A 22,585-nucleotide genomic window follows, 5' to 3' on the forward strand; every position below is an offset into this window, starting at 1 on the left:
CGTATATGCCCCTTCCAGTATTCCTCTTTCTCTCCCTCTCTTGACCCTTTCTTTGCCATGACTCGCCTCCTTATTTTTGATTGGCTTATCATGGCATCTCTTACCTCTTCCTGGGAAGATGGGCTTTATTTGACGCTTACGATTCTATGAGCATTGGAGATAACGGTATTATTGTCACTTCAGGAACTGTTGGGCTTACAGCTCGCAAAAAAGCAGAACAACTGAAGGACAAAACCATCGGCTTTATTGATGGTCAACAATTTGTTGATTATCTTTTTCAATCGCTGGACACGATGTCGCAGGATGCCCTGAACACATTTGGTTTGACTACGAACATTGGGTTTATGTAAAGATAACTACATATGATTGATATTCCGGCTGATCTGACAACGCATTACGATGTGTGCCTCAATAGAGAAAATGTCCCTTGCAAACAGAAAGGGGGGTCAGGTCTCAACATTCAACATTTCCTGTTGTCGTTGCCATCTTTTCAGGCTTTTTCTTTCCGATTTTCTGGTGTTATTAGCAGCATTCTTGAAAGATAACCGAGGCTTGGCTATGGTCGAATGTTGAATGTTGAGACCTGACCCCTCCTTAGGCCAAGAATTATTGAGGCAATGGAGATAGGATTTCGAAGATGTTAATTTATGATTCAAGGGCTGGCCCAATCTTTCTCTCACATAGGTCAAACAAACACAGGAGCTTTTGTTCTCTGTGCCGAGTTGCCGCATTCAACCGGCCCGGGACTTGAACAATGGCATCAACTCACGTTTTTACATAGTATGGGGCAGGCATTATTCGCGGGTCGCCCCCTTATCTTCCGTTAACTTTACAAGTACCAATTAAAAGGAGGCATGAACAATGAACAAAACACTTATTAAACTCTCTACAATGATTGTTATGTTACTGATGCTCGTATCCTGCGCACATCTCAGAACCGATAGTTCATCATCAATGGTAAGTGAAAATGATATCTGCCCGGTTGATATGCCGGAATACAATCCGACACCGGCTCAGGTAGAAAAAGACAAGATACTTTCGTTACTTGCTTATGCGGTTGTATTAAAAGATTGGCAGCAGAGCAAGAGTGAAAGCAGAGGATACAACATTGGATCAGTGCTTGTGGATGAAAATGACAACATTGTATGTTGGGCAAGGAATTCCGTGAATATAACCAAAAATAATACCCAGCATGGTGAAGTCCGCCTGATGCTTAACTACCTTAATAATGTTTCGGATGTTTTCAGCCTTCCAGCTTACAAGCTTTACACGACCCTGGAGCCATGCGCCATGTGTTCGGGGATGATGACCCTCAATAAACTCTATCTGACTGTGTATGGACAGAAAGATCACGGCTATGGAGATGCTATACAACGTCTTGAGCTTGACTCAACCTCCTGCGGTGGTTTTTCTCCGTATCCAAGATCCGTGATTTCTGTTATAACCCAGGCTGATGTTCCTGAAATGCTTGATAAAGCTTATCTAAATTCCGGCATTTCGAGCATTACAGAATGGTTGGCGACCGATCAAGCAAAAGAGATTTTCAACTATGCAGCTCAGGAACTGGGCAGCTACAAACCTCAGTATCCTGAGAATAAAGAGATACTTCAGAAGGCTTTAGCTTTTCTGCAAGGAGTTCCGGAAAAATTTGCCGGTTTCCTGTATGATGTTAGTTGTCCGGTAACAAATTAAAAACACCAGCAAAAAAAACTGGAACATCTCCGGGGTCAGCCCTTGAATCGTGAAGAAAAGCTTTCAATCCTCAATATACTCCAGAGGGTGTGAAATGCAGAACTGTTCTTTATGCTTAATGCTTCTTGATGAAAGACACACGTTTGCCAAGCGCGAGGGCTTGAAAATCATACTCCATTACGGTATGATTAAGGAGGTACCTTAACAGTATCAAAGCGTGCTGAAGACCCTCAATCCGCTGTGGTCTTCGGTCTTTGTCGTTATAAACCAAGGAGGTGGGGAAATGTTTGCTTTAGATAGAGAAAAGATAATTGACAGTTTACGTGACTTGCCAGAAAAAACTACAATTGAAGCAGCAATGGAGCGTTTATATTTGCTTGCAAAAATTGAAAAAGGTATCACACAAGCAGATGAAGGTCAATGTATTTCTCATGAAGAAGCAAAAGAAAAGATGAAAAAATGGCTCAGATAAAATGGACACCTCAATCTCTGGATGATATTGAAGCAATAGCAAGTTTTATAGCAAGGGATTCAAGTTATTATGCACGAATGTTTACAACAAAAGTATTTGAGGCAGTAGATCGCCTGGAATTATTTTCTGAATCTGGACGGATTGTTCCAGAATTAAATCGTAAAGAGATCAGAGAAGTTTTCTTTGGTAATTACAGAATAATTTATAGAATAAAAGATGAGTTGATAGAGATACTCACGGTTTATCACGCTGCAAGATTGCTTGATGTTAACAAAATAGAAAACTTGTTATAGCAAACCTTTAGAATGGACAGGCAAAGCCTGTCACTTACGATAGCGGACCAGACCGGGCAGAGGCGGGAGTTCATAGACACAGGTAGGGGACTTACTATTGACTACACTGACTATTAACTACGTTTCCTTGTTATTCTTTTAGATACAACAAAGGTGGAAACTCCTACCTGACATGCAACCTCTGCCCAAAAAACATGAGATGTGATCCCTCCTTAGGTAGTTGTCAAACCACCATCTACATTCATAATGGCTCCGGTAATCCATTTGGCCTGGTCCGAGGCAAGAAATGCTGCTATTCCGCCCAGGTCATCAGGCTCTCCAATTCGTCCCAGGGGATAAATCATCTTTATCATTTCTGAAAACTTATCCATATCCTGTGACAGCCGTTTGAGATTAGACCGAACCAGTTCCGTATTAACCGTTCCCGGGGCAATGGCATTTACCCTTATTCCTTTTCGTCCTAATTCGCAGGCCAGGGCTTTTGTGAGAGAGTCAAGTGCACCCTTGGTTAATGAATATGCAGTTGACGGTCTTAGCGGGGACATTTTGTGAGAAAAATAGGATGAAATGTTTATGACATTTCCTTTTCTCTTTTCAAGGGCCGGCAGTAACCGTTGGGTCAGTACAAACGGTGCCTTAATATTTAAATTTATATGTGCATCCAGCTCATCCATTTCAACTTTATCAAATGGTGTGAACCGGGCAAAGCCGGCATTGTTTACCAAAACATCTATTTCAGGATAAATTCCGGTAATCTTGCGGGCGAGTTCGGCTATTGAAGATATATCAGACAGATCAGCGGATAACCATTCAATCTTCCGGCCGTATGCAGAAAGTCCTGCTGCTGCCCTCTCTAATTTTTTTTCATCTCTGGAGATGAGTAAAACATCAGCTCCATTTGAAACAAATGCTTTGGCTATACCGAATCCGATGCCGTCGCTCCCCCCTGTGATTACAGCCTGCCTGTCAGACAATAAATCCATCTCATCCCTCCTCTTTTCCGGTACTGGCATATGTTTTTGGATTGCTTTTCGAAAGTATATCATATTGCCGCCTTTCAATTTCAAATTGACCTCACTAACGGGAATGAACAGTCGTTTTCCCATGATATTTAGTGAAAATGCAATTGCCGTGATTGACAGAGTTGAGGACGGGGGCTTAAAATACTAAGCTTTTCCCGTGTTCAGGTTAAAACCCCGAGGTAAACCTGATACTGAAGGCTTGCTACAGGAACCAGATCAATGAAGAGTACACTCATTCGCATTAACGGTCTGCGCTGGGATAACCTGCGCGGCGATTTTTACGGCGGCCTGACTGCTGCGGTGGTAGCCTTGCCGCTTGCCATGGCCTTTGGTGTGGCCTCAGGGGCAGGATCTGTGGCCGGGCTGTATGGAGCTATTTTTGTGGGCCTCTTCGCCTCTCTGTTCGGGGGCACTCCCAGCCAGGTTTCCGGTCCAACCGGTCCCATGACCGTGATGATGGCAAGTATCTTTGTTCAGTATACCTCCTATGACCCGGTGGCCGGGCCTGCCCTGGCCTTTACCGTGGTGATAATGGGCGGGGTTTTTCAGATACTTTTCGGCGTATTCCGACTGGGCCGCTATATCAATCTGGTTCCACATCCGGTGATATCCGGTTTTATGAGCGGTATCGGCGTGATTATAATCCTGCTGCAACTGGGTCCCCTCATAGGTCATGCCACGCCAGGGGGCCCGCTGGATGTGGTGCGGGCACTTCCGGCAATGGTAACAGATATTAACGTCAACACACTGGTACTTGGCCTGCTCACCCTCATGATCGTTTATCTGCTGCCTGCCCGTATCAACCGTATTGTTCCGGCTCCGCTGCTTGCACTTGTAGCAGGAACAGTGGCGCTGATACTCTTCTTCCCCCCTGGCGCTGCATCTACGCTTGGAAACATTCCGACCAGCCTTCCGGTTCCCCACCTTCCGGTCATGAATTGGAAGCTGCTGCCGGATATGATAAAATCAGCGCTGATCCTGGCAGTACTGGGAAGTATAGACTCGTTGCTGACATCACTTGTGGCAGATAACATGGTACGTACACACCACGACTCCGACCGGGAGTTGATCGGCCAGGGGATTGGAAACACAGTGGCAGGTATTTTTGGAGGACTTCCCGGGGCAGGGGCCACGATGCGCACTGTGGTAAACATACGTGCAGGTGGACGTACTCCCATCTCAGGGGCCTTGCATGCCATTGTACTGCTGACCGTGGTTCTGGGTGCAGGGTCTTTGGCAAGTTACATCCCCCATGTGGTGCTGGCAGGAATCCTGATAAAGGTGGGCACGGATATCATTGATTGGGACTTGCTGAAGCGGGTCCGTCAGGCACCCCGCACCGGTGTTATGCTGATGTTTACCGTGTTGTTCCTCACTGTTTTTGTAGACCTGATTACATCTGTGGCCGTGGGTATGGTTGCCGCAAGCCTCCTGCTGGTTCACCGTATGGCTCAACTGCAGCTGAAGAACATCCGGGTTATCACGGATCCGGACGATGAATCGCCTTTGTGCGAGGAGGCCATGACCATCATAAAGGCTGCCGGAGGACGGATTCTGCTCTATCACCTGAGCGGCCCCCTCAGCTTTGGGGCTGCCAAGGATATGGTCCGGCGTTTGGCCCTGTTTGAGAGCTATGATGCCCTGGTGCTGGATTTCGCCAATGTGCCGACCATTGACTTTACTACGGGAATAGCGATTGAGGATATGATACATGATGCCCAGAATTCGGGCCGTCACGTCTTCCTGTCAGGGGCTCAGCCACCGGTGCGGGATATTTTACAGCGGCTGGGGGTTTTCCGTCTGCTGAAGGAGGAACATGATTTTAAGCGCCGGTTATATGCATTAAAGCAGGCAGCCCGGCTGATTGGTGCAGATGAGATACAGAGTGCTGAGCTCTCATGAATTCAAGAAGAGCAGCAATCACCCGTAAAGGGGTGGCAGGTGCCGGTAAATTTCAATCATGGATATAAAAGAGATTCAGAAAAGGCTCAGGGATTTTGCGGAAGAGCGTAACTGGGAGCAGTTTCACAGCCCCAAGAACCTGACCATGGCCCTGTGTGCCGAGGCTGCTGAGCTCCTTGAGCTGTTTCAGTGGCTTACTGAGGAGCAGTCAAGGGAGATTGCTGACTCTGAGGGGGATATGGCACGTGTAAGGGAAGAGGTTGCCGATGTCTTTATCTATCTTGCAAGACTGGCGGATAAGCTGGGCATTGACATTGAGGAGGAAGTCTTTAAAAAGATGGCACTGAATGAGAAAAAATACCCTGTGGAGCTGTCAAGGGGCAATGCCGTAAAATATAACAGGAGACAGGAAAGAAAGGGCACTTAAACTTAATCAGGGAGGCTTATATTATGTTTATGCCGCTTATCAGGAAGAGGAGAAGCATCAGAAAGTTTCTGAATAAGGATGTGGAGGCTGAAAAGGTCGATCAGCTTGTTGAGGCAGCGCTTCGCGCCCCTTCATCAAGGGGGCTCAATCCATGGGAATTCATTATTGTTACGGAAAAAGGGCTGCTTGAAAAACTTTCAAAGGCAAAAAAGCACGGCTCGTCTTTCCTGGATAATGCAGCGGTTGGGGTGGTCGTATGTGCTGATCCTGAAAAATGTGACGTCTGGATTGAAGACGCCTCCATAGCTTCCGCATATATCCAGCTGGCCGCAGAGTCTCTGGGGCTGGGGAGCTGCTGGGTGCAGATCAGGGACAGGTTACATGATAAAGGCAATATGGCAGAAGAGTATGTTTCCGGGCTCCTGAACATACCCGGAAACCTCAGGATAGAATCCGTTATTGCCATAGGATATCCTGATGAGAAAAAGCCTCCACACAGCCGGGAGGAACTGCAATATGAAAAAGTGCACCTCAACCTCTACGGCAGGTCATATGGAAAATAAAGAGGCCTTGGGATTCAAATCCCCCGCTTTACAGATGCCTTTCCAGTTCCCCTTCAACAGGCACAAAGTCAGCCTCATAAGGCTGGGGCTTCCTGCCAAAGCATATCCCCTGCTGTTCAAAGAGCGAGACTATGTTTAAATCAACCAGCCTCTGTTTAATGGCGTCTTTTGTAGGCATGTAGTAGACCTTCCGCCCCCGCACCTTTACCACGGTTACTCCGTCAATCCCGTGCAGAAGGAGCCTTACGGCTGCAGCGCCTGCCTCCTTGCCGAAGTTTACGTCAAAGGCAGAGCTGTGCCCGGACCTTACAAGGTGTCCTGGAATTACCTCCCGGATTTCCGGCAGTTCATACACGCCGGGGACATAAAACCCTTTCTTCTTCATAAACTCCTTGATCTCAGGGTCGGTATTCATCCTCTGCTCAAGCTGTTTTCTGACATACCTCCCTGCACCCGAGAGCTTTCTGTGACCGAAGGCATCAACTCCTGCCGCTTCATCATAGATATGCTCACCCTTTGCATCTGTAATGCCCTCTGATACAACGATGGTATAGGTTCCTGCCCTTACATCACTGCGTTCAACCCGCTGCATGTACCTCATCTTCATGTGTCTGTAGACCTCATCGAAGTCAACAGGGATTTCAGGTATGAGGATGCAGTCTGCCTCTGCGCCAACCCCTCCCCTGAAGGCCGTATGTCCCACGTATCTTCCAAAGACCTCCACAATCATTATGCGGTTGTGGCTCAATCCCGTGGTCTTCAGTTCCTCTGTAAACCTGGCTATCCGGTTTAATGAAGAGTCCCCTCCCACGCTGTAGGGCTGCAGGTCGAGGTCCATGGTCTTTGGTACATGCACGCAGGATATGCCGCGCTCTGCCAGGTCAACCATGACAGAGCCGGTATCGTCACCGCCGCTGATGACAAGACCGTCTATGTTGAACTTGTTCAGCCCGTCCTTGATCTTCCTGTACTTGTCCGGGTCTTTAATCTCGGATATCTTTACCCTTGAGTGTCCGGCCTCAGACCCTGCAAGATTTGCATCTATGCTGTCCACCCTTGCCGGGGTAAGGACAACCGGGGCCTCCATGTCAATCAGGTTGTACAGACCGGCATAGCCGTTGGGTATTACAAGGGTCTCAACCCCCATACGGTGAGCTGTCTGGGTTACTGATTTGACAACGGCATTAAGCCCGCCGCAATCCCCCCCGCATGTTATTATCCCTATCCTCTTGATTTCCCTCATATCTACCCCCTTTCCCGATGATTTTGATGGTGACTGTATGCTACGGTATTCCTTGAGATCTTTTCCAGATAAAGGGTTCCCTTAAAGTATGATTGGAGTTTAGCAGAGGAAAAGGGGCAATGACAAGGCCTGGGTCAAAACAGCCCTTTGGCATCGTCGTAAGAATCTCACAGAATAGGTTATACTTTAGTCTGAATTGCACAAAGGTCAAACATGGATGACGGTAGATGGTCATCAATTTAGCTTGACATAACGATGAATGTCCGGTAGACTGTTTTTTATGGAGGGAGATATGATTGAGGAATTAATTAAGAAGAACCGCAGTTGCAGGCGCTTTTACCAGGATGAGAGCGTTACAGAAGAGACCTTAAAGGGGCTTGTAAATCTTGCAAGACTTTCGGCATCGGCAGGTAATCTCCAGCCGCTCAAGTATATCCTCTCAAAGGATCCGGAGAAAAATGACAAAATCTTTTCATGCCTTACGTGGGCAGGTTATCTGAAGGACTGGCCCGGCCCCCGGGAAGGCGAGCGGCCTTCTGCGTATATCGTTATTTTAGGTGACGCAGAGATAAGCATAAACTGCTGGTGCGACCACGGAATAGCAGCCCAGAGCATTCTGCTGGGTGCCAGGGAAAAGGGGCTTGGCGGGTGCATTATAGGCTCAGTAAACAGAAAACGCCTCAGCGAGCTTTTGAACATTCCGGAAAGATACGAGGTGCTCATTGTTCTTGCAATCGGAAAGCCAAAGGAAGAGGTTGTTATCGAAGAGATTTCAGCAGGAGAAAGCATAAAATACTGGCGTGATGAAAAGGGCGTTCACCATGTGCCCAAAAGAAAGCTTGAGGATATAATCACCTTGTAACCTCAGTGTCTCCCCGAAAACTTTCGGGTGGTTGTATCATCCGGAAGAGAAATCAGAAGAATCCCTTTTTATTATAGCCCTGTAAAAGAGGAGGGCAATGCCGAGGGTAAGGGCGGAGTCAGCCACGTTAAAGGCCGGCCAGTGGTATTTGCCTGCATAAAGGTCAAGGAAATCGACTACATGACCGAGCCTTATCCTGTCTACGAGGTTTCCCAGCGCCCCTCCGAGGATAAATGACAGTGAAAGCCTGTCGTCTTTTCCCTTTATTATCATATAGGAGATTATCCCTATTGCAATGAAGGAGATAATTATAAAGAAGAGCGGGCCAAGTCCCTGAAACATGCCAAAGGCAGCCCCCGGATTTCTGACGCTTACTATCCGGAAAAACGGCAGTATCTGAATAGTCTCGTAGGGGTGAAGAACCCTGACTATTACAAGCTTTGTTGCCTGGTCAAGGATCAGGACGATCAGTGATACGATAAAATAGGTTATTGCAGGCTTTTTAATACGTGATAACACCTTTGACAGACCTCCTCTGCATCTGCAAACTCTCCAACCGTGGTTGACCAGTTCCAGCAGCGGAGGCACTTCTTCCCCTCGGCATGTTCAACTACCACTGCCAGACCATCGACTTCTTCGTCCCTGTAGGCATCCTCCGGCGCATCCTTGTAGTTGCCTGTCCCGGATTGAGAGACGATAAGGAGTGAGGGCAGCAAGTCCCTGTAGGACTGAAGCAGTGATAACCGCTCTTTATCGGCAAAGATGGTTACCTTTGCCTCAAGGGAGTTTCCTATCGTCTTTTCAGCCCTCTTTATCTCAATGGCCTTGTTTACAACATTCCTTATCTCTATAAGCCCTGCCCATCTCTCCTCAAGTTCCTTATCAATGAGTCCCTCGTCAACCAGGGGGAAGTCGCTGAGAAAGACACTCTCGGTCTTCTCTCCTGACATAAACTGCCAGACCTCCTCGGCAGTAAAGGAGACCACCGGGGCCATGAGCCGGGTCATTGTGTTGAGTATCCGGTACATGGTCCACTGTGCTGCCCTGCGCTCAGTGGAGTCAGGGGCAAAGGTATAGAGTCTGTCTTTAAGGATATCGAGATAAAAGGAACTCATATCCACTACACAGAAGTTGTATATGGTATGAAATACCTCGTGGAAATCGAATCTCTCGTAGGCATCCGTCACCCGCTTTATAAGGCCCTGCAGCCTTGTAACGGCCCACCGGTCTATCTCAAGGAGGTTTTGGGAATAATCCCTGTTGTCAAAATCATAGAGGTTTCCAAGCAGAAACCGGCAGGTGTTTCTTATCTTCCTGTAGGCGTCTATCAGGCGCGTAATTATCTCGCCCGAGAGGCGGATATCATCCCTGTAATCCTCTGCAGAAACCCATAGCCTCAATATCTCGGCCCCGTTTTTCTTTATAATATCTTCGGGAGAGATTACGTTTCCAAGGGATTTGGACATTTTTTTCCCCCGGCCGTCCACAACAAAACCATGAGTCAGGACAATGTCGTAGGGGGCACGCTCACGTGTTGCCACTGAGGAGATAAGGGAGCTCTGAAACCATCCCCTGTGCTGATCACTCCCCTCAAGGTACATATTTGCAGGCCACGTGAGGCGCTTATCCGCCTCAACAACCGCAGCATGGCTGACACCTGAGTCAAACCAGACATCCAGGATGTCCATCTCCTTCTCAAGGTCCCTGCTGCCACAGGAGGGGCACTTGTATTCCTCGCCAATGAGGTCCCTTACCTCTATCTCAAACCATGCATCTGCACCCCTCTGCGCAAAGAGCTCAACCACGGCCTTCAGGATGTCTTCGTCCTTTATGAATTCTCCGCATTGTCTGCAGGATATCAGCGTAATCGGGACTCCCCAGGCCCTCTGGCGGGAGATGCACCAGTCAGGCCTCCGCTCAACCATTCCCTGTATCCTGCCCTTTCCCCACTTCGGTATCCACTCCACCCGGTCTATCTCTTTCAGGCATGCACTTCTGAGGTCTTTATGTTCAACAGTTATAAACCATTGCGGGGTTGCCCTGAAGATTACGGGTTTCTTGCATCTCCAGCAGTGAGGGTAGGAATGAGTGATGTTTTCAGAGCCTAAAAGCGCCCCCCGCTCCCTGAGCAGATCGATGATGTAATCATTTGCCTTAAAGACAAACATCCCCTCAAGCCCGGCCTCAGCAGTGGTGAACTTTCCGTAGTCATTAACCGGGGTCAGTATCTCAAGGCCGTATTTCAGCCCGGCAATGTAGTCGTCTTCTCCGTGTCCCGGTGCTATATGGACCACGCCGGTCCCCTCTCCGGTAGTCACGAAATCACCCGTTATAACGACGGAATCCCTTTCAATGAACGGATGCCTTGCCTTGATGCCTTCGAGGTCCTTGCCCCTGACTGTCTTGACAACGCTGCCTTTTATCTTCAATTCATCTGCTATCTTTTCAACAAGGTCTGATGCCACAATGTAATAATCACCTTCTGACTCGACAACCGAATACTCAACATCGGCATGGACTGCAAGTGCGAGGTTTGCCGGCAGGGTCCAGGTGGTGGTGGTCCAGATAATAAAGTAAAGGTTTCCTTCCGGAACAATCCTTTTTGCATCACTGTCCAAAACCCTGAACCTGACATAAACGGAAGTTGAGACCTTTTCCGCATACTCCACCTCAGCCTCAGCCAGTGCAGTTATGCAGGATGGACACCAGTGAACGGGTTTTTTGCCCTTATATACATACCCGTCCTTTACAAACCTTCCAAATTCACGGACTATGGATGCCTCGTAATCATAAGACATCGTAAGGTAGGGCATGTCCCAGTCCCCAAAAATACCGAGTCTCTTGAACTCTTCCCTCTGGATATCGACAAACCGTCCGGCATACTCCCTGCAGAGTTTCCGCTTCTCGATAACCGGGGTCGTATGCTTCTTCTTGCCGAGGTTTTTGTCTACTTGCAACTCTATAGGCAATCCGTGACAGTCCCAGCCGGGGACGAACGGTGAATAACAGCCGAGCATGCTCTTGTATTTTACGATTATATCCTTGAGTACCTTGTTGAGGGCATGTCCCATGTGTATGTGACCGTTTGCATACGGAGGGCCGTCATGAAGGATGAAGGATTTGGCCGGCCTGTTCTTGTCCTGGATCTTTTTGTAAATATCCCTTTCCTGCCAGAACTTCAGAGTCTCCGGTTCCCTGCGGGCAAGGTTGGCCTTCATTGGGAAGGCAGTCTGTGGCAAGTTCAATGTATCTTTGTAGTTCCCGGGCATAGTTAATAAACATAACCCTGATCAGGAGAAAAAGTCAAGCGGGAAGCCCTGTTGAATACCTGCCGGCAATCACGGCTAACCTGTAATTCTTTGAGATTGCTTTGCTTCCCTCGCAATGACAGAAAATGCTTTTGCAATGACAGATAATGGGTTCGCAATGTCATGGCAGAGGAGGCTTGGCAACCAAGCAATCCTGGAATGATTTTCACCGTAAATTTGTTGACTTGATAAAATATTTTGAAATAGGTACTATATTTAGACTCAAAAATCGGCAGCTATGCTAATCACCGTATAATGTTGCCGTACTATAACCAAGTATAAAATATCATTTGGAGGTGGATTATGTTTGAATCCATAGCCTGGGCAATGGGCCCGGCACAGCAGGGTGGAGCAGAGGGTGGACCTCAGTCAGCTATTGCAGGTTTTTTACCGCTAATTATTATATTTGCCATTTTCTATTTCCTCCTGATAAGACCCCAGCAGAAAAAGGCCAAACAGCACAGGGAAATGCTGGCTGCCCTGAAAAAGGGAGACAAGGTAATAACGACCGGAGGTGTTTACGGGGTTGTAGAGGCTGTCGGGGACAAGACCATTACGGTCAAGATTGCCGAGAACGTGAAAGTCAAGCTTGGAAAGGCATATATTGCAGCCGTCAGATCTACATCAGAAGAAGACTGAACCTGATATTATAGAGAGGCTTCTGTATAACCCCAGGGCCTGTCTCTATATAGAAGCAGCAGACAAGTACCTTGAGAGTATCGGTTATACAGAGCATGGGCTCAGGCACTGTGGAATCGTCTCAAAGACTGCCTGCAGGATTCTGAAAAAACTGTCTTATCCTGAAAAAAGCACAAAGCTTGCAGCAGCAGCGGGTTTTCTGCATGACATCGGAAACCTGCTTGGCAGGAAGATGCACCACAAAATGGGGGCCCTTCTTGCCAAAGAGGTGCTTGAAGAGGTTGGATTTGAGCTTATTGATATTACAAGGATCATGACGGCCATAGTGATTCATGAAGAGGATGAAGGGTCGATTCCCGATGAGGTGGCTGCAGCACTCCTGATTGCAGACAAATCCGATGTCCACCGCAGCAGGGTGAGAAACCCCTCAATGGTAACAGAGGATATACATGACAGGGTTAACTATGCAGCAACAGAGTCAGAGCTTCTGATAGAACCTGAGCAGAAGCTGATAACCCTTTCCCTTGTAATTGATACGAGGATGTCTCAGGTTATTGAATACTTTGAGATCTTCCTTTCAAGAATGACTGCCTGCCGCAGGGCGGCAAGAGTGCTCGGTACAGAGTTCAAGCTCTTTATAAATAATACAAGAATGGCATGAGAGGAGGATAGATGAAGAATCTCAGGTGGAAAGTGGCCCTTATTATCAGCACCGTCATTTTGGCCATTGTATTCTTTCTTCCAAATACCCCTGCTTTCAAGTACATGCCGCAGTGGTGGCAGGGAAATATGCCCAACCGCGGGATATCCCTTGGTCTGGATCTGCAGGGGGGTATTTATCTGCTCTTTGAGGTCGAGGGTGACAAGGCAGTAGCGATAACAACGGATAGAATAGCCCAGAGACTGAAGGATATCCTGGAGAAAGGCAACCTTGGGGCAGAGGTCAGGGTGGAGGGAACGAAGATAAGGATCTCTCCAAACACGTTAGAGATCAGAAAGGCCATTGAGGAGGCATACGCCAACCTTGAGGTTGTTCCTTCCGACAATGAACTCATTGTTCAGCTGTCTCCTGAGGAGGCTAAGAAGATTCGCAATAATGCCACTGACCAGGCCCTGGAGACCATCCGCAACAGGGTTGACCAGTTTGGTGTGGCAGAGCCGGTCATTCACCGTCAGGATGAAAACGAGATAGTCGTCCAGCTGCCCGGATACAAGGAGCCAAAGAGGGCGGTTGAATTAATAGGCAAGACCGCACAGCTTCAATTTATGCTTGTTGATGACGATTCACCCATTGCTGCCGAGCTTCCGTCCCGGATAAGGCCCGGAGAAGAGAAAGAGGTACTTGAAAAGTTTAAAGACAAAATCCCCCCTGATGATGTAATCCTCTTTCAGCGTGTCGAGATCAAGGAGACAGGAGAGGTTTACAAGAGACCCTTTCTGCTGAAGAAGAAGGTGCTCCTTTCGGGTGACCTCCTTACGGAGGCAAGGGTTGCAATAGACCAGAGATTCAACGAGCCCTATGTATCCATCACCTTCAATAGTACGGGCGCGAAGATATTTGAAGAGGTTACAGGGAAATACGTCAAGAAGCGTCTTGCCATCATACTTGACGATAATGTCTACTCTGCGCCTGTTATACAGGACAGGATATCCGGTGGCAGTGCCCAGATAACGGGATCCTTCTCCCTGGCCGAGGCAAAGGACCTTGCCATTGTCCTGAAGGCCGGAGCCCTGCCTGCCCCTGTAAAGCTCATTCAGAATGTTACTGTGGGGCCATCCCTTGGGAGAGACTCTATTGATGCGGGCAAGAAGGCCGGCGTGATGGCCGTGCTGCTGGTTGTTGTCTTTATGGCATTTTATTATAAAGTTTCAGGCCTTATAGCAGACCTTGCCATGGTTCTTAACGTTATACTCCTCCTCGGTGCCATGGCCGCCCTGAATGCCACGCTCACACTTCCAGGCATGGCAGGCATAGTACTTGCCATTGGAATGGCGGTGGACTCAAATGTGCTTATGTTTGAGAGGATGAGAGAGGAGCTGAGGGCGGGAAAAACTCCAAGGGCTGCTGTGGATTCCGGGTATGACAAGGCCTTTATCACCATAGTCGATGCCCATATAACGACACTTATTACTGCGGCCGTCCTATACCAGTTCGGGACCGGCCCGATAAAGGGTTTTGCAGTGACCCTGTTCCTCGGTGTGCTTATCAATCTCTTCACTGCGCTTGTCGGCACCAAGACGGTCTTTGATCTCATAAACTCAAGAAAGGAGGTCAGAAAGCTGAGCATATGATAGAGATAATCAGAAAGACAAATATTGACTTCATGGGGCTGAGAAAAATTACCCTTGTTGTATCAAGCCTTCTCCTTCTTATCGGGTTTATTGCCGTATATCACCTGGCAACAGGTACCGCTAATCTCGGCATTGACTTTGCCGGCGGAACGGCTGTCCAGATCAAGTTTGAAAAACACGTTAACCTCCAGGAGGTAAGAAATGTCCTGGATGCAAGGGGTATAAAGAACTTTGACCTGCAGGATTTTCCCACGGCAAACAAGGTCCTCATCCAGATCAAGAGAGACCAGGAAGAGCTCGGAAGGCTTTCGGAGCAGATAATAGCGGCCCTGAAAGAGGGATTTCCGGACAACAGGATCACGGTTGACTCCACCACGGAGATCGGGCCGAAGGTTGGGGCCAAACTGAGAAAGGATGCAATATGGGCCATTGTGCTGGCTACCATATTCATTCTGGGATACATAGCATGGCGGTTCCAGTTCAGGTTCGGTGTAGGCGCTACTGCGGCAACCTTCCACGATGTGCTCGTGGTTCTGGGGATTTTCAATTTGATGGACAAGGAGATAAACCTGATCCTTGTCAGTGCGCTGCTGACTATTGCCGGATACTCGCTGACCGATACAGTGGTAGTATTTGACCGTATCAGGGAGAACCTGAGGTTTATTACAAAAGAGCCGGTTGAGCAGGTTATAAACAAGAGTATAAACGAGGTCCTGTCCAGGACAATCATCACCTCTCTTACCACACTGCTTGCTGCCGGTGCCCTCTTCTTCTTCGGTGGCGAAGTGATTCATGATTTTGCCCTTGCCATGATCCTGGGGATAGCCATAGGGACATATTCCTCCATCTTTGTTGCAAGCCCGATAGTGTTGTTGTGGAAGAAGGATGGTTCCCCCCTTGCAGCACGGAAGAAATAAACTTAGTCCCTGATGGTTTATGGAGCCTGAATGCCCGAGAAAAGGTGGTTTGTACAGAGGACCAACCCTGATTATATAAAGTATCTTTCAAGGGCTGCCTCTGTCTCTGCAGCCTTTGCTCAGATACTGGTGAACCGCGGCATTAATACCCCCGGAGATATAAAGACCTTTCTTGACCCTGCAATGGGTACACTGTCCGATCCGTTTGAGCTTTCAGGAATGAAAGAGGCAGTGAACGTTATCCGCAGCGCAATCAGTAGTGGCAGGAAAATCCTCGTCCATGGTGACTATGATACAGATGGACTGACAGGCACGGCTATCATGGTGAGTGCCCTCAGACGGTTGGGTGCGGAGGTCTGTTATTTCATACCTGAACGGCTGGCCCATGGTTATGGATTCAATGCCCCTGGTGTTGAATACGCACGCAAGGCCGGGGCAGGGCTGATCATCACTGTTGACTGCGGTATCTCCTCCATGGAGGCCGTGCGAATGGCAGCCTCTGAGGGGATGGCAGTAGTAGTTACAGACCATCACGAGCCCGGAAGGGATGCCGCCAACTCCCCTGTTCTGCCGGAGGCCGATGCAGTGGTCAATCCAAGGCTCTGCGGCAAAGAAACCCCTGAACTTTCAGGCTCTGCCGTTGCCTTCAAGCTTGCCTCGGCATTGCTTGGCCCTGAGGCATCTTCAGACCTCCTTGACCTTGCAGCGCTTGGGACAATAGCTGACGTAATCCCGCTGACTGATGAAAGCAGGGTTATTGTAAGGCACGGGCTTACGCTCATAAACGAGGGGTTAAGGCCGGGCATAAAGGCGCTTAAAGAGGTGGCAGGACTCAATGGCAGGGTCGTAAGTGCAGGCCGCCTTGCCTTTACTGTTATCCCCCGGATGAATGCCTCCGGAAGGATTGACAATCCCCTGGAGGTTATCAAGCTGCTGCTTTCAGACGACCATGCCGAATCCGCTGTAATTGCTGCGAGACTCCAGGAGCTGAACCTGAAGAGACAGTCGATTGAGGAGGAGATACATCTGGAGGCCCTCTCCGCCCTGAAGGAGAAGGGTTATGACCACTCTGTAGTGCTTGCCTCTGACGGATGGCATGAAGGCGTGATCGGCATAGTGGCTTCAAGGCTTGCCGAGGCATTTTACAGGCCTGCCTTTGTCTTTAATATCAGGGACGGCATTGCAAAAGGCTCGGCAAGGAGTATCCCGTCTTTTGACCTCTACAGCGGTATCTCCCGGTGCAGTGACCTTCTGCTCTCCTTTGGCGGACACAGGCAGGCGGCGGGACTTAGATTGAGGATTGAGAACCTCGGGGCGTTTGAGGAGAGGATAAACCGGGTTATAGCTGAAACGCTCTCTGCAGAAGACCTCATTCCCACACTTACCATTGATGCCACCGTTGACCTGCAGGAAGTGAATTTCAGCCTTGTAAAAGAGATCTCTTTGCTTGAGCCCCTTGGCTGCGGCAACCCTGAGCCGAGGCTTGGGACAAAGGGACTTGAGGTGATGGGGCCGAAAGTGGTTGGAAACAAGCACCTCAAGATGAGGCTCAAACACCGCTCCTGTACGGTTGATGCCATAGGGTTTTCCATGGGTGATATGATAGAGCGGATAGAGTCCGATGCAGTGGTTGATGCCGTATATACCCCGACGATTAATGAATGGGAAAACAGAAAGACCCTCCAGCTCCACCTCCGCGCCTTCAGACCCTCAGCATAGAATCCCTGTTAACCCTGCAATTCCCTCAGACCTTTTCCTCCAGCCCCGAAATCCCGAACCGGCCCTCCAGTTCTTCATAAACATCCTCTACGGTCACCCCTTCTTCCGCCATCAGGACAAGCATATGATAAATGAGGTCAGACAGTTCATAGACAAGCTGCTCCTTCCCCTGTCCCTTTGAGGCCAGGATTACCTCCACAGCCTCCTCCCCAACCTTTTTAAGTATCTCGTCCTTGCCTTTTTTAAATAGCCGGCATGTGTAGGAGTCCTCCCGGGGGGTGTTTTTACGCTCCATGATTACTTCGTAGAGCTTCTCAATTATCCTTTTTCCCATACACCTCACCTTCGGAGAAGACCTTTTCAGCGACCTCCTCACCCTTTATGTTTCTGTAAAAGCAGCTCCGGTGCCCTGTATGACATGCACCCGCACCATGCTGGATGACCTTTATGAGCAGTGTGTCGGCATCACAGTCAGGGAGTATCTCCCTGACCTCCTGTATATGACCCGAGGTCTCGCCCTTTTTCCAGTACTTTTGTCTTGAGCGGGACCAGAAGTGGGTAAACCCCGTCTCAATGGTCTTTTTCAGGGCCGTCTCATTCATGTAAGCCATCATCAGCACCTCACCTGTATTGGCATCCTGTATAATGGCAGGGATCAGCCCTTTTTCATCATATTTCAGCTCCGTCAGCATTTCATCACTCATCTCTCCACTCCTCCATCACTCCAATCTTCTGTATTACAACTTATACCCTATCTTTCTCAAAAACTCTTTTCTCTGGGTTTTATCTTCCGTACCTTCCACACCTTTTGGCGAGGCCCCGTCAATCACTCCAAGCACACCCCTGCCCTGTCCTGTAACAGCGACAACGACCTCAAGGGGATTGGCTGTAGCACAGAATATCCCGCAGACCTCCTGACAGTTCTTTATCTGATTCAGGACATTAACGGGAAAGGCCTCCCTCATGAGTATGCAGAATACATGGCCTGCGCCAATGGCCTGGAGGTTTTTTATGCACACCTCAGTCAGCACGGGTTCATTGCCTTCGGTTCGTATAAGGCATGGCCCTGATGCCTCAGTAAAGGCGAGCCCGAATCTTGCCTGTGGCACAGAGGTCACCATGATCTCGTAAAGGTCTTCAGCGGTCTTGATAAAATGCGTTTGCCCAAGGATGATATTGCATCCGTCAGGAATCTCAAGCCTTACAGCCGTAATTTCCATAGCCTGCCTCCGATTAAGGTTTTTAAGCCCTTATTCTTTACTGCCTCTTTCCGGCCTGCTTTTCAAAGTCCGTCAGAGTTTTGTTATGATATAATGATTTCAGTTCAAGAAGCAAGGCTGCAAGAGAGGAGTCCTGCCAAAAATGTTAAAGCGGTTGTTTCTCATACTTATGCTGAGTCTCATCTTTCTCCACATGGCCGAAGCCCTGGAGATAAAGGGGCCTTATCTTGATTTTAAGGATAGCGTTATCCGGGTATCCTTCCAGTTTGACCTTGATTCCAATTATGTAGATGAGATACGGAAAGGAATCTCAAAGGAGGTAATCTTTTATATTGACCTCTTCCGTTTATGGAAGACGTGGCCTGATGAATTTATCGCCGGCAGAAAGGTTGTGAGGAATATAAAGAGCGACCCCATGAAAAAGGAATACATAGCTACTTCTTTTGATGGCGAGACCCTCGTTGAGAAGAGGTTCAACAGCTTTGATTCCATGATGAAGTGGGCATTGAACTTCAATGACGTCTACCTCACCAGCCTTAAGGGCATGCCCTCCGGAACGTATTTTGTGAGGACTACCGTGGAGTCGCGGCTCAGGAATATACCATCCCTGTTTGGCGAGATATTCTTTTTCCTGCCTGACAGGGAGTTCAAGGTCTCAAGTGATTCAGGGTTGTTCAGATGGAATGAATCCTCCCTGGAACCCCTCAGATGAGTGAAAACCTTGCCATAAAGGTCCTGACATTACTTGTCTTCAATCTTACTGTAATCGCCCTCCTTACCCTTGTCTTCTTTGTTTCCAAAACCCTTATCCGCCTTTATCTTGAAAAGAAACACAGGGTCCCCGGCTATAAATTCAAGACCAGGATCGTGACCATCTTTGTTACCCTTACGCTGATACCATCGATCCTGCTCTTTGTAATAGCCAGCGGACTGATAACCGCCTATGTTGACAGGTGGCTCAACCCCCAGATAAAGGTGCCGCTTGAGAATGCCCTCTCCATTGCATCCATCTTTTATGACAGGGAGAAAGATCAGGCCCTTTCAGAGGCAAAGGAGGTTTTAGCAGGAAGAAGCCCCTCAGAGGGTTTTGATGTAAAGAGACTTTATGCCGTGCCTGAAAATCCTACCGAGACCCTCAAAAGGGCTTTTGAGGGCAAGGAGGGGACAGAGGTCATCTCAACTCCCAATGGAGACATCATCAGGGCTGTAGTGCCTTTGAGGGAAAGCGGAAATCTGAAGGGCGTTCTTGTGGTGGAAAGGGTCCTTTCCCCTGAGATCGTCCGGCAGGCGGAAAAGGTCAGGTCAGCATATGAGGATTATGTTGCCCTTGAAAAATGGCGTACACCTATAAAAGCCAATTACATGCTTGCCTTTGGTTTCTTCACGGTCCTGATAGTTTTTATGACCATGTGGGTCTCTCTCAGGGTTTCAAGGGGTATTACCGAGCCGATTCAGCGCCTTGCCCAGGCAACAGAGGATATAGCAAAGGGTGACCTTGACATCTCTATTGATCTCAAAAGGGATGACGAGATCGGCCTCCTGGTGGATTCTTTCAACCGGATGGTCAGAGAGCTGAGGGAGAGCAAGGATTCTCTTCAAAAGGCCTACCTTGAGTCTGACAGAAGAAGGGTATGCATGGAGAGCATAATTGAGAATATAGACTCAGGGGTCATATCGCTGGATGAAAAAGGAAAGGTCCTGACCGTCAATACCGCAACCATGAGGATACTGAATATCAATCCACAGGATGTTATAGGCAGGGAGTACCAGGTACTTCTGAACCATATTGAATCAGAGGAGCTGAGGGATTTTATAACGGGTATCCGGCTGAGGGATTTTACGAGCACGAGCAGGCAGCTCAAGGTAAATGTCTCCGGAAAGCTCCTTACCCTCAGAATCTTTATTACCCAGCTTCGCGACCCTTCCGGCACCCCCACCGGGCTTCTTGTTGTTTTTGAAGACCTCACAGGGATTGTAAAGGCCCAGCAGGCCCTTGTCTGGCAGGAGGTGGCAAGGCGGATGGCCCATGAGATAAAGAATCCCCTTACGCCTATAAAACTCTCCACTGAAAGAATGCTGAGAAAATGGAAACAGGGGGGAGAAGGATTTGGCAGGATAATTGAACAATCCTCCCAGACCATTATAAGAGAAGTGGAGAGTCTTCAGAAAATGGTGGACGAGTTTGCAAGGCTCGGCAGGATGCCGCGGATAAACAAAACCCATGTTGACCTGCGGGACCTCCTTGATGAAGTTGTCTCTCTTTACAAGGGTTACGGACGCAAGATAGTCCTGCATTTTGGTGAAGATATTCCCCCTGTGTGGCTGGACAGGGAACAATTCAGGCGTGCGCTTATCAATCTCTTTGACAATGCAGTAAAGGCTACCGGAGACGGGGAGAGTATTGAAGTGAGGGTGGATTTAAACAAGACCCGGGATGTGGTAAAGATAGAGCTTGCTGACAAGGGTGCGGGGATCAGGGATGAGGACAAGGAAAAACTCTTTTTGCCCTATTTCTCAACCAGCAAGGGAGGCACGGGTCTTGGCCTTGCAATAGTTCACAGGATTATCACCGAACATGGTGGTATAATAAGAATTGCCGACAACGAACCAAAAGGCACGGTGTTTGCAATTGAGCTTCCATTCCCGGGAAGCTGAAGGTCTGCGGGTTGAGGAAGATTAAGTTCAGGCAGCCCGGATGCGAGGTACTAAGATATGGCTTATTCGGTATTGATAGTTGATGATGAGGCAGGTATAAGAGAGAGCCTGCGGGAGATATTTGAGGACGAGGGGTATGAGGTCTTTACTGCTGAGGCAGGAGAGGAGGCCCTTCAGATGATAGACTCCATCCCTGTTGACCTCGTTTTTCTCGATATCTGGCTTCCCGACCGTGACGGTATGGAGGTTCTGGAGGATATAAAGACAAGGAGGGAGAGCCTCCCTGTTGTCATGATCTCAGGCCACGGTACTGTGGAGATAGCGGTAAAGGCCACAAAAATAGGGGCATATGACTTTCTTGAAAAGCCCCTTTCCCTTGAGAGGGTTCTCATTACCGCTCAAAGGGCCCTTGAGCGCGGGACAATTGAGCGGGAAATCCAGACCCTTAAGGAGAATGTCAGCAAGAAGTGGCAGCTTGTTGGTGACTCCCCGGCAATAAAGACCCTCCGCCAGCAGATCGATATGGTGGCTTCAAGCTCAAGCAGGGTCCTTATCATGGGAGAGAGCGGCAGCGGCAAGGAACTCGTGGCCCGGCTCATACATGAAAAGAGCCCGAGGGTTCATAAGACCTTTGTTGAGGTAAACTGTGCCGCCATACCTGCAGAGCTTATCGAGAGTGAACTCTTCGGCCATGAGAAGGGCTCCTTTACAGGTGCCCATGAGAGAAAAAAGGGGAAGTTTGAACTTGCAGACGGGGGAACCCTTTTTCTTGACGAGGTTGGGGATATGTCCCTGCAGACACAGGCAAAGGTTTTGAGGGTAATAGAGACCCAGGAGTTTCAGAGGGTTGGCGGGAACAAGAATATCAGCGTGGATGTCAGGATTGTGGCTGCAACAAACAAGGACTTCAATGAAGAGGTGGCAAATGGAAACTTCAGGGAAGACCTCTTTTTCAGGCTGAACGTCATCCCCCTTAATGTTCCTCCCCTGAGGGAAAGGAAGGAGGATATACCCATTCTTGTCGAGTATTTCCTTCAGAATATCGCGCGGGAGTACGGTAGACCGGTAAAGAAGATAACCCGAAGGGCCCTTGACCTTTTTATAGGCTATAACTGGCCCGGCAATGTCAGGGAACTGCGCAATTCGATTGAACGGCTAATCATCATGACCCCGTCACAGACAATCACTGAAAGGAATGTCACCTTTTTTAACCTCAGACCCCATGACTACTTCTCCTTCAAGACCTTGAGAGAGGCACGCGATACCTTTGAACGCGATTTTATCCTGAAAAAATTGCAGGAGAACAACTGGAATATATCCAGGACAGCAGAGGTGCTGCAGATTGAAAGGAGTAATCTC

At 48.6% G+C, this 22,585-nt stretch carries 23 protein-coding genes; 16 read left to right on the forward strand and 7 right to left on the reverse strand.

What is annotated here, in order from left to right; translation table 11 throughout:
• The first annotated feature begins 146 nt into the window (after positions 1-146).
• The 4 genes from VST71_03875 (at position 147) to VST71_03890 (ending at position 2,457) form a co-directional block, all read left to right on the forward strand.
• Positions 147-350, forward strand: a complete 204-nt coding sequence (locus VST71_03875) for a hypothetical protein (GenBank protein ID MEC4684855.1) — start codon at positions 147-149, stop codon at positions 348-350.
• A gap of 511 nt (positions 351-861) precedes the next feature.
• The gene (locus VST71_03880; protein ID MEC4684856.1) at positions 862-1,692 is read left to right on the forward strand and encodes a nucleoside deaminase; all 831 of its coding nucleotides are present in this window, start codon (positions 862-864) and stop codon (positions 1,690-1,692) included.
• A 283-nt stretch (positions 1,693-1,975) separates the two neighbouring features.
• Positions 1,976-2,164 (forward strand): hypothetical protein, encoded by a 189-nt coding sequence (locus tag VST71_03885; GenBank protein MEC4684857.1) that lies wholly within the window; start codon positions 1,976-1,978, stop codon positions 2,162-2,164.
• Positions 2,152-2,457 carry a type II toxin-antitoxin system RelE/ParE family toxin gene (locus VST71_03890; GenBank protein MEC4684858.1) on the forward strand — a complete coding sequence of 102 codons (306 nt, stop codon included), beginning with the start codon at positions 2,152-2,154 and terminating at the stop codon, positions 2,455-2,457. Before VST71_03885 ends, VST71_03890 begins: the two co-directional genes overlap by 13 nt.
• Before the next feature lie 212 nt (positions 2,458-2,669).
• On the opposite strand, the gene VST71_03895 is transcribed toward VST71_03890, so the two are convergent.
• The gene (locus VST71_03895; protein MEC4684859.1) at positions 2,670-3,440 is read right to left on the reverse strand and encodes an SDR family oxidoreductase; all 771 of its coding nucleotides are present in this window, start codon (positions 3,438-3,440) and stop codon (positions 2,670-2,672) included.
• 258 nt (positions 3,441-3,698) lie between these two features.
• Here VST71_03895 and VST71_03900 point away from each other — a divergent pair, with 258 nt between their 5' ends.
• Genes VST71_03900 through VST71_03910 form a run of 3 tightly spaced genes read left to right on the forward strand, consistent with a single transcriptional unit; the run spans position 3,699 to position 6,371 of the window.
• Positions 3,699-5,381 (forward strand): SulP family inorganic anion transporter, encoded by a 1,683-nt coding sequence (locus tag VST71_03900; GenBank protein ID MEC4684860.1) that lies wholly within the window; start codon positions 3,699-3,701, stop codon positions 5,379-5,381.
• A gap of 58 nt (positions 5,382-5,439) precedes the next feature.
• A complete protein-coding gene (locus tag VST71_03905; protein ID MEC4684861.1) occupies positions 5,440-5,808 on the forward strand; it encodes a nucleotide pyrophosphohydrolase in 369 nt (122 codons plus the stop codon).
• Between the two features lie 23 nt (positions 5,809-5,831).
• Complete coding sequence (locus VST71_03910; protein MEC4684862.1) at positions 5,832-6,371, forward strand: nitroreductase family protein; 540 nt, start codon at positions 5,832-5,834, stop codon at positions 6,369-6,371.
• 28 nt (positions 6,372-6,399) lie between these two features.
• Here VST71_03910 and VST71_03915 read toward each other — a convergent pair whose 3' ends face one another.
• Entirely contained in the window at positions 6,400-7,614 is a 1,215-nt protein-coding gene (locus VST71_03915) for a 6-phosphofructokinase (GenBank protein MEC4684863.1), read from the reverse strand.
• Positions 7,615-7,906: 292 nt separating this feature from the next.
• Here VST71_03915 and VST71_03920 point away from each other — a divergent pair, with 292 nt between their 5' ends.
• Positions 7,907-8,476, forward strand: coding sequence for a nitroreductase family protein (locus VST71_03920; GenBank protein ID MEC4684864.1), 570 nt, complete (start codon positions 7,907-7,909; stop codon positions 8,474-8,476).
• Positions 8,477-8,512: 36 nt separating this feature from the next.
• Here the strand turns inward: VST71_03920 and lspA are convergent, their stop codons facing one another.
• Both lspA and ileS read right to left on the reverse strand, forming a co-directional pair.
• The gene (gene lspA, locus VST71_03925) at positions 8,513-8,995 is read right to left on the reverse strand and encodes a signal peptidase II (GenBank protein ID MEC4684865.1); all 483 of its coding nucleotides are present in this window, start codon (positions 8,993-8,995) and stop codon (positions 8,513-8,515) included.
• Positions 8,965-11,694: an isoleucine--tRNA ligase gene (gene ileS, locus VST71_03930; GenBank protein MEC4684866.1), complete on the reverse strand. Its 2,730-nt coding sequence runs from the start codon at positions 11,692-11,694 to the stop codon at positions 8,965-8,967. Before ileS ends, lspA begins: the two co-directional genes overlap by 31 nt.
• 393 nt (positions 11,695-12,087) lie before the next feature.
• Between ileS and yajC the strand changes: the two genes are divergently transcribed.
• From yajC to recJ, 5 genes are read left to right on the forward strand one after another with little or no spacing between them, the layout of a single operon-like run.
• Positions 12,088-12,423 (forward strand): preprotein translocase subunit YajC, encoded by a 336-nt coding sequence (gene yajC / locus VST71_03935; GenBank protein MEC4684867.1) that lies wholly within the window; start codon positions 12,088-12,090, stop codon positions 12,421-12,423.
• Complete coding sequence (locus tag VST71_03940; protein MEC4684868.1) at positions 12,389-13,084, forward strand: HD domain-containing protein; 696 nt, start codon at positions 12,389-12,391, stop codon at positions 13,082-13,084. Before yajC ends, VST71_03940 begins: the two co-directional genes overlap by 35 nt.
• Positions 13,085-13,095: 11 nt before the next feature.
• Positions 13,096-14,715 (forward strand): protein translocase subunit SecD, encoded by a 1,620-nt coding sequence (gene secD / locus VST71_03945; GenBank protein ID MEC4684869.1) that lies wholly within the window; start codon positions 13,096-13,098, stop codon positions 14,713-14,715.
• Positions 14,712-15,632, forward strand: coding sequence for a protein translocase subunit SecF (secF, locus tag VST71_03950; GenBank protein ID MEC4684870.1), 921 nt, complete (start codon positions 14,712-14,714; stop codon positions 15,630-15,632). Before secD ends, secF begins: the two co-directional genes overlap by 4 nt.
• Positions 15,633-15,662: 30 nt before the next feature.
• Positions 15,663-17,351, forward strand: a complete 1,689-nt coding sequence (gene recJ, locus VST71_03955) for a single-stranded-DNA-specific exonuclease RecJ (protein MEC4684871.1) — start codon at positions 15,663-15,665, stop codon at positions 17,349-17,351.
• Between the two features lie 25 nt (positions 17,352-17,376).
• Here the strand turns inward: recJ and VST71_03960 are convergent, their stop codons facing one another.
• Genes VST71_03960 through VST71_03970 form a run of 3 tightly spaced genes read right to left on the reverse strand, consistent with a single transcriptional unit; the run spans position 17,377 to position 18,571 of the window.
• Positions 17,377-17,685, reverse strand: a complete 309-nt coding sequence (locus tag VST71_03960; GenBank protein ID MEC4684872.1) for a phosphoribosyl-ATP diphosphatase — start codon at positions 17,683-17,685, stop codon at positions 17,377-17,379.
• Complete coding sequence (hisI, locus tag VST71_03965; protein ID MEC4684873.1) at positions 17,666-18,055, reverse strand: phosphoribosyl-AMP cyclohydrolase; 390 nt, start codon at positions 18,053-18,055, stop codon at positions 17,666-17,668. The genes VST71_03960 and hisI overlap by 20 nt, the downstream gene beginning before the upstream one ends.
• Before the next feature lie 33 nt (positions 18,056-18,088).
• Complete coding sequence (locus VST71_03970) at positions 18,089-18,571, reverse strand: adenosine-specific kinase (protein MEC4684874.1); 483 nt, start codon at positions 18,569-18,571, stop codon at positions 18,089-18,091.
• A 142-nt stretch (positions 18,572-18,713) separates the two neighbouring features.
• On the opposite strand from VST71_03970, the gene VST71_03975 reads away from it, so the two are divergent.
• From VST71_03975 to VST71_03985, 3 genes are all read left to right on the forward strand, one after another.
• Positions 18,714-19,283 carry a DUF4390 domain-containing protein gene (locus VST71_03975; GenBank protein ID MEC4684875.1) on the forward strand — a complete coding sequence of 190 codons (570 nt, stop codon included), beginning with the start codon at positions 18,714-18,716 and terminating at the stop codon, positions 19,281-19,283.
• A complete protein-coding gene (locus VST71_03980) occupies positions 19,280-21,226 on the forward strand; it encodes an ATP-binding protein (protein ID MEC4684876.1) in 1,947 nt (648 codons plus the stop codon). The genes VST71_03975 and VST71_03980 overlap by 4 nt, the downstream gene beginning before the upstream one ends.
• Before the next feature lie 57 nt (positions 21,227-21,283).
• A partial coding sequence (locus VST71_03985; GenBank protein ID MEC4684877.1) for a sigma-54 dependent transcriptional regulator occupies positions 21,284-22,585 on the forward strand: 1,302 nt, incomplete at its 3' end.

This window comes from Nitrospirota bacterium (assembly GCA_035873375.1).
GTDB lineage: Bacteria > Nitrospirota > Thermodesulfovibrionia > Thermodesulfovibrionales > JdFR-85 > BMS3Bbin07.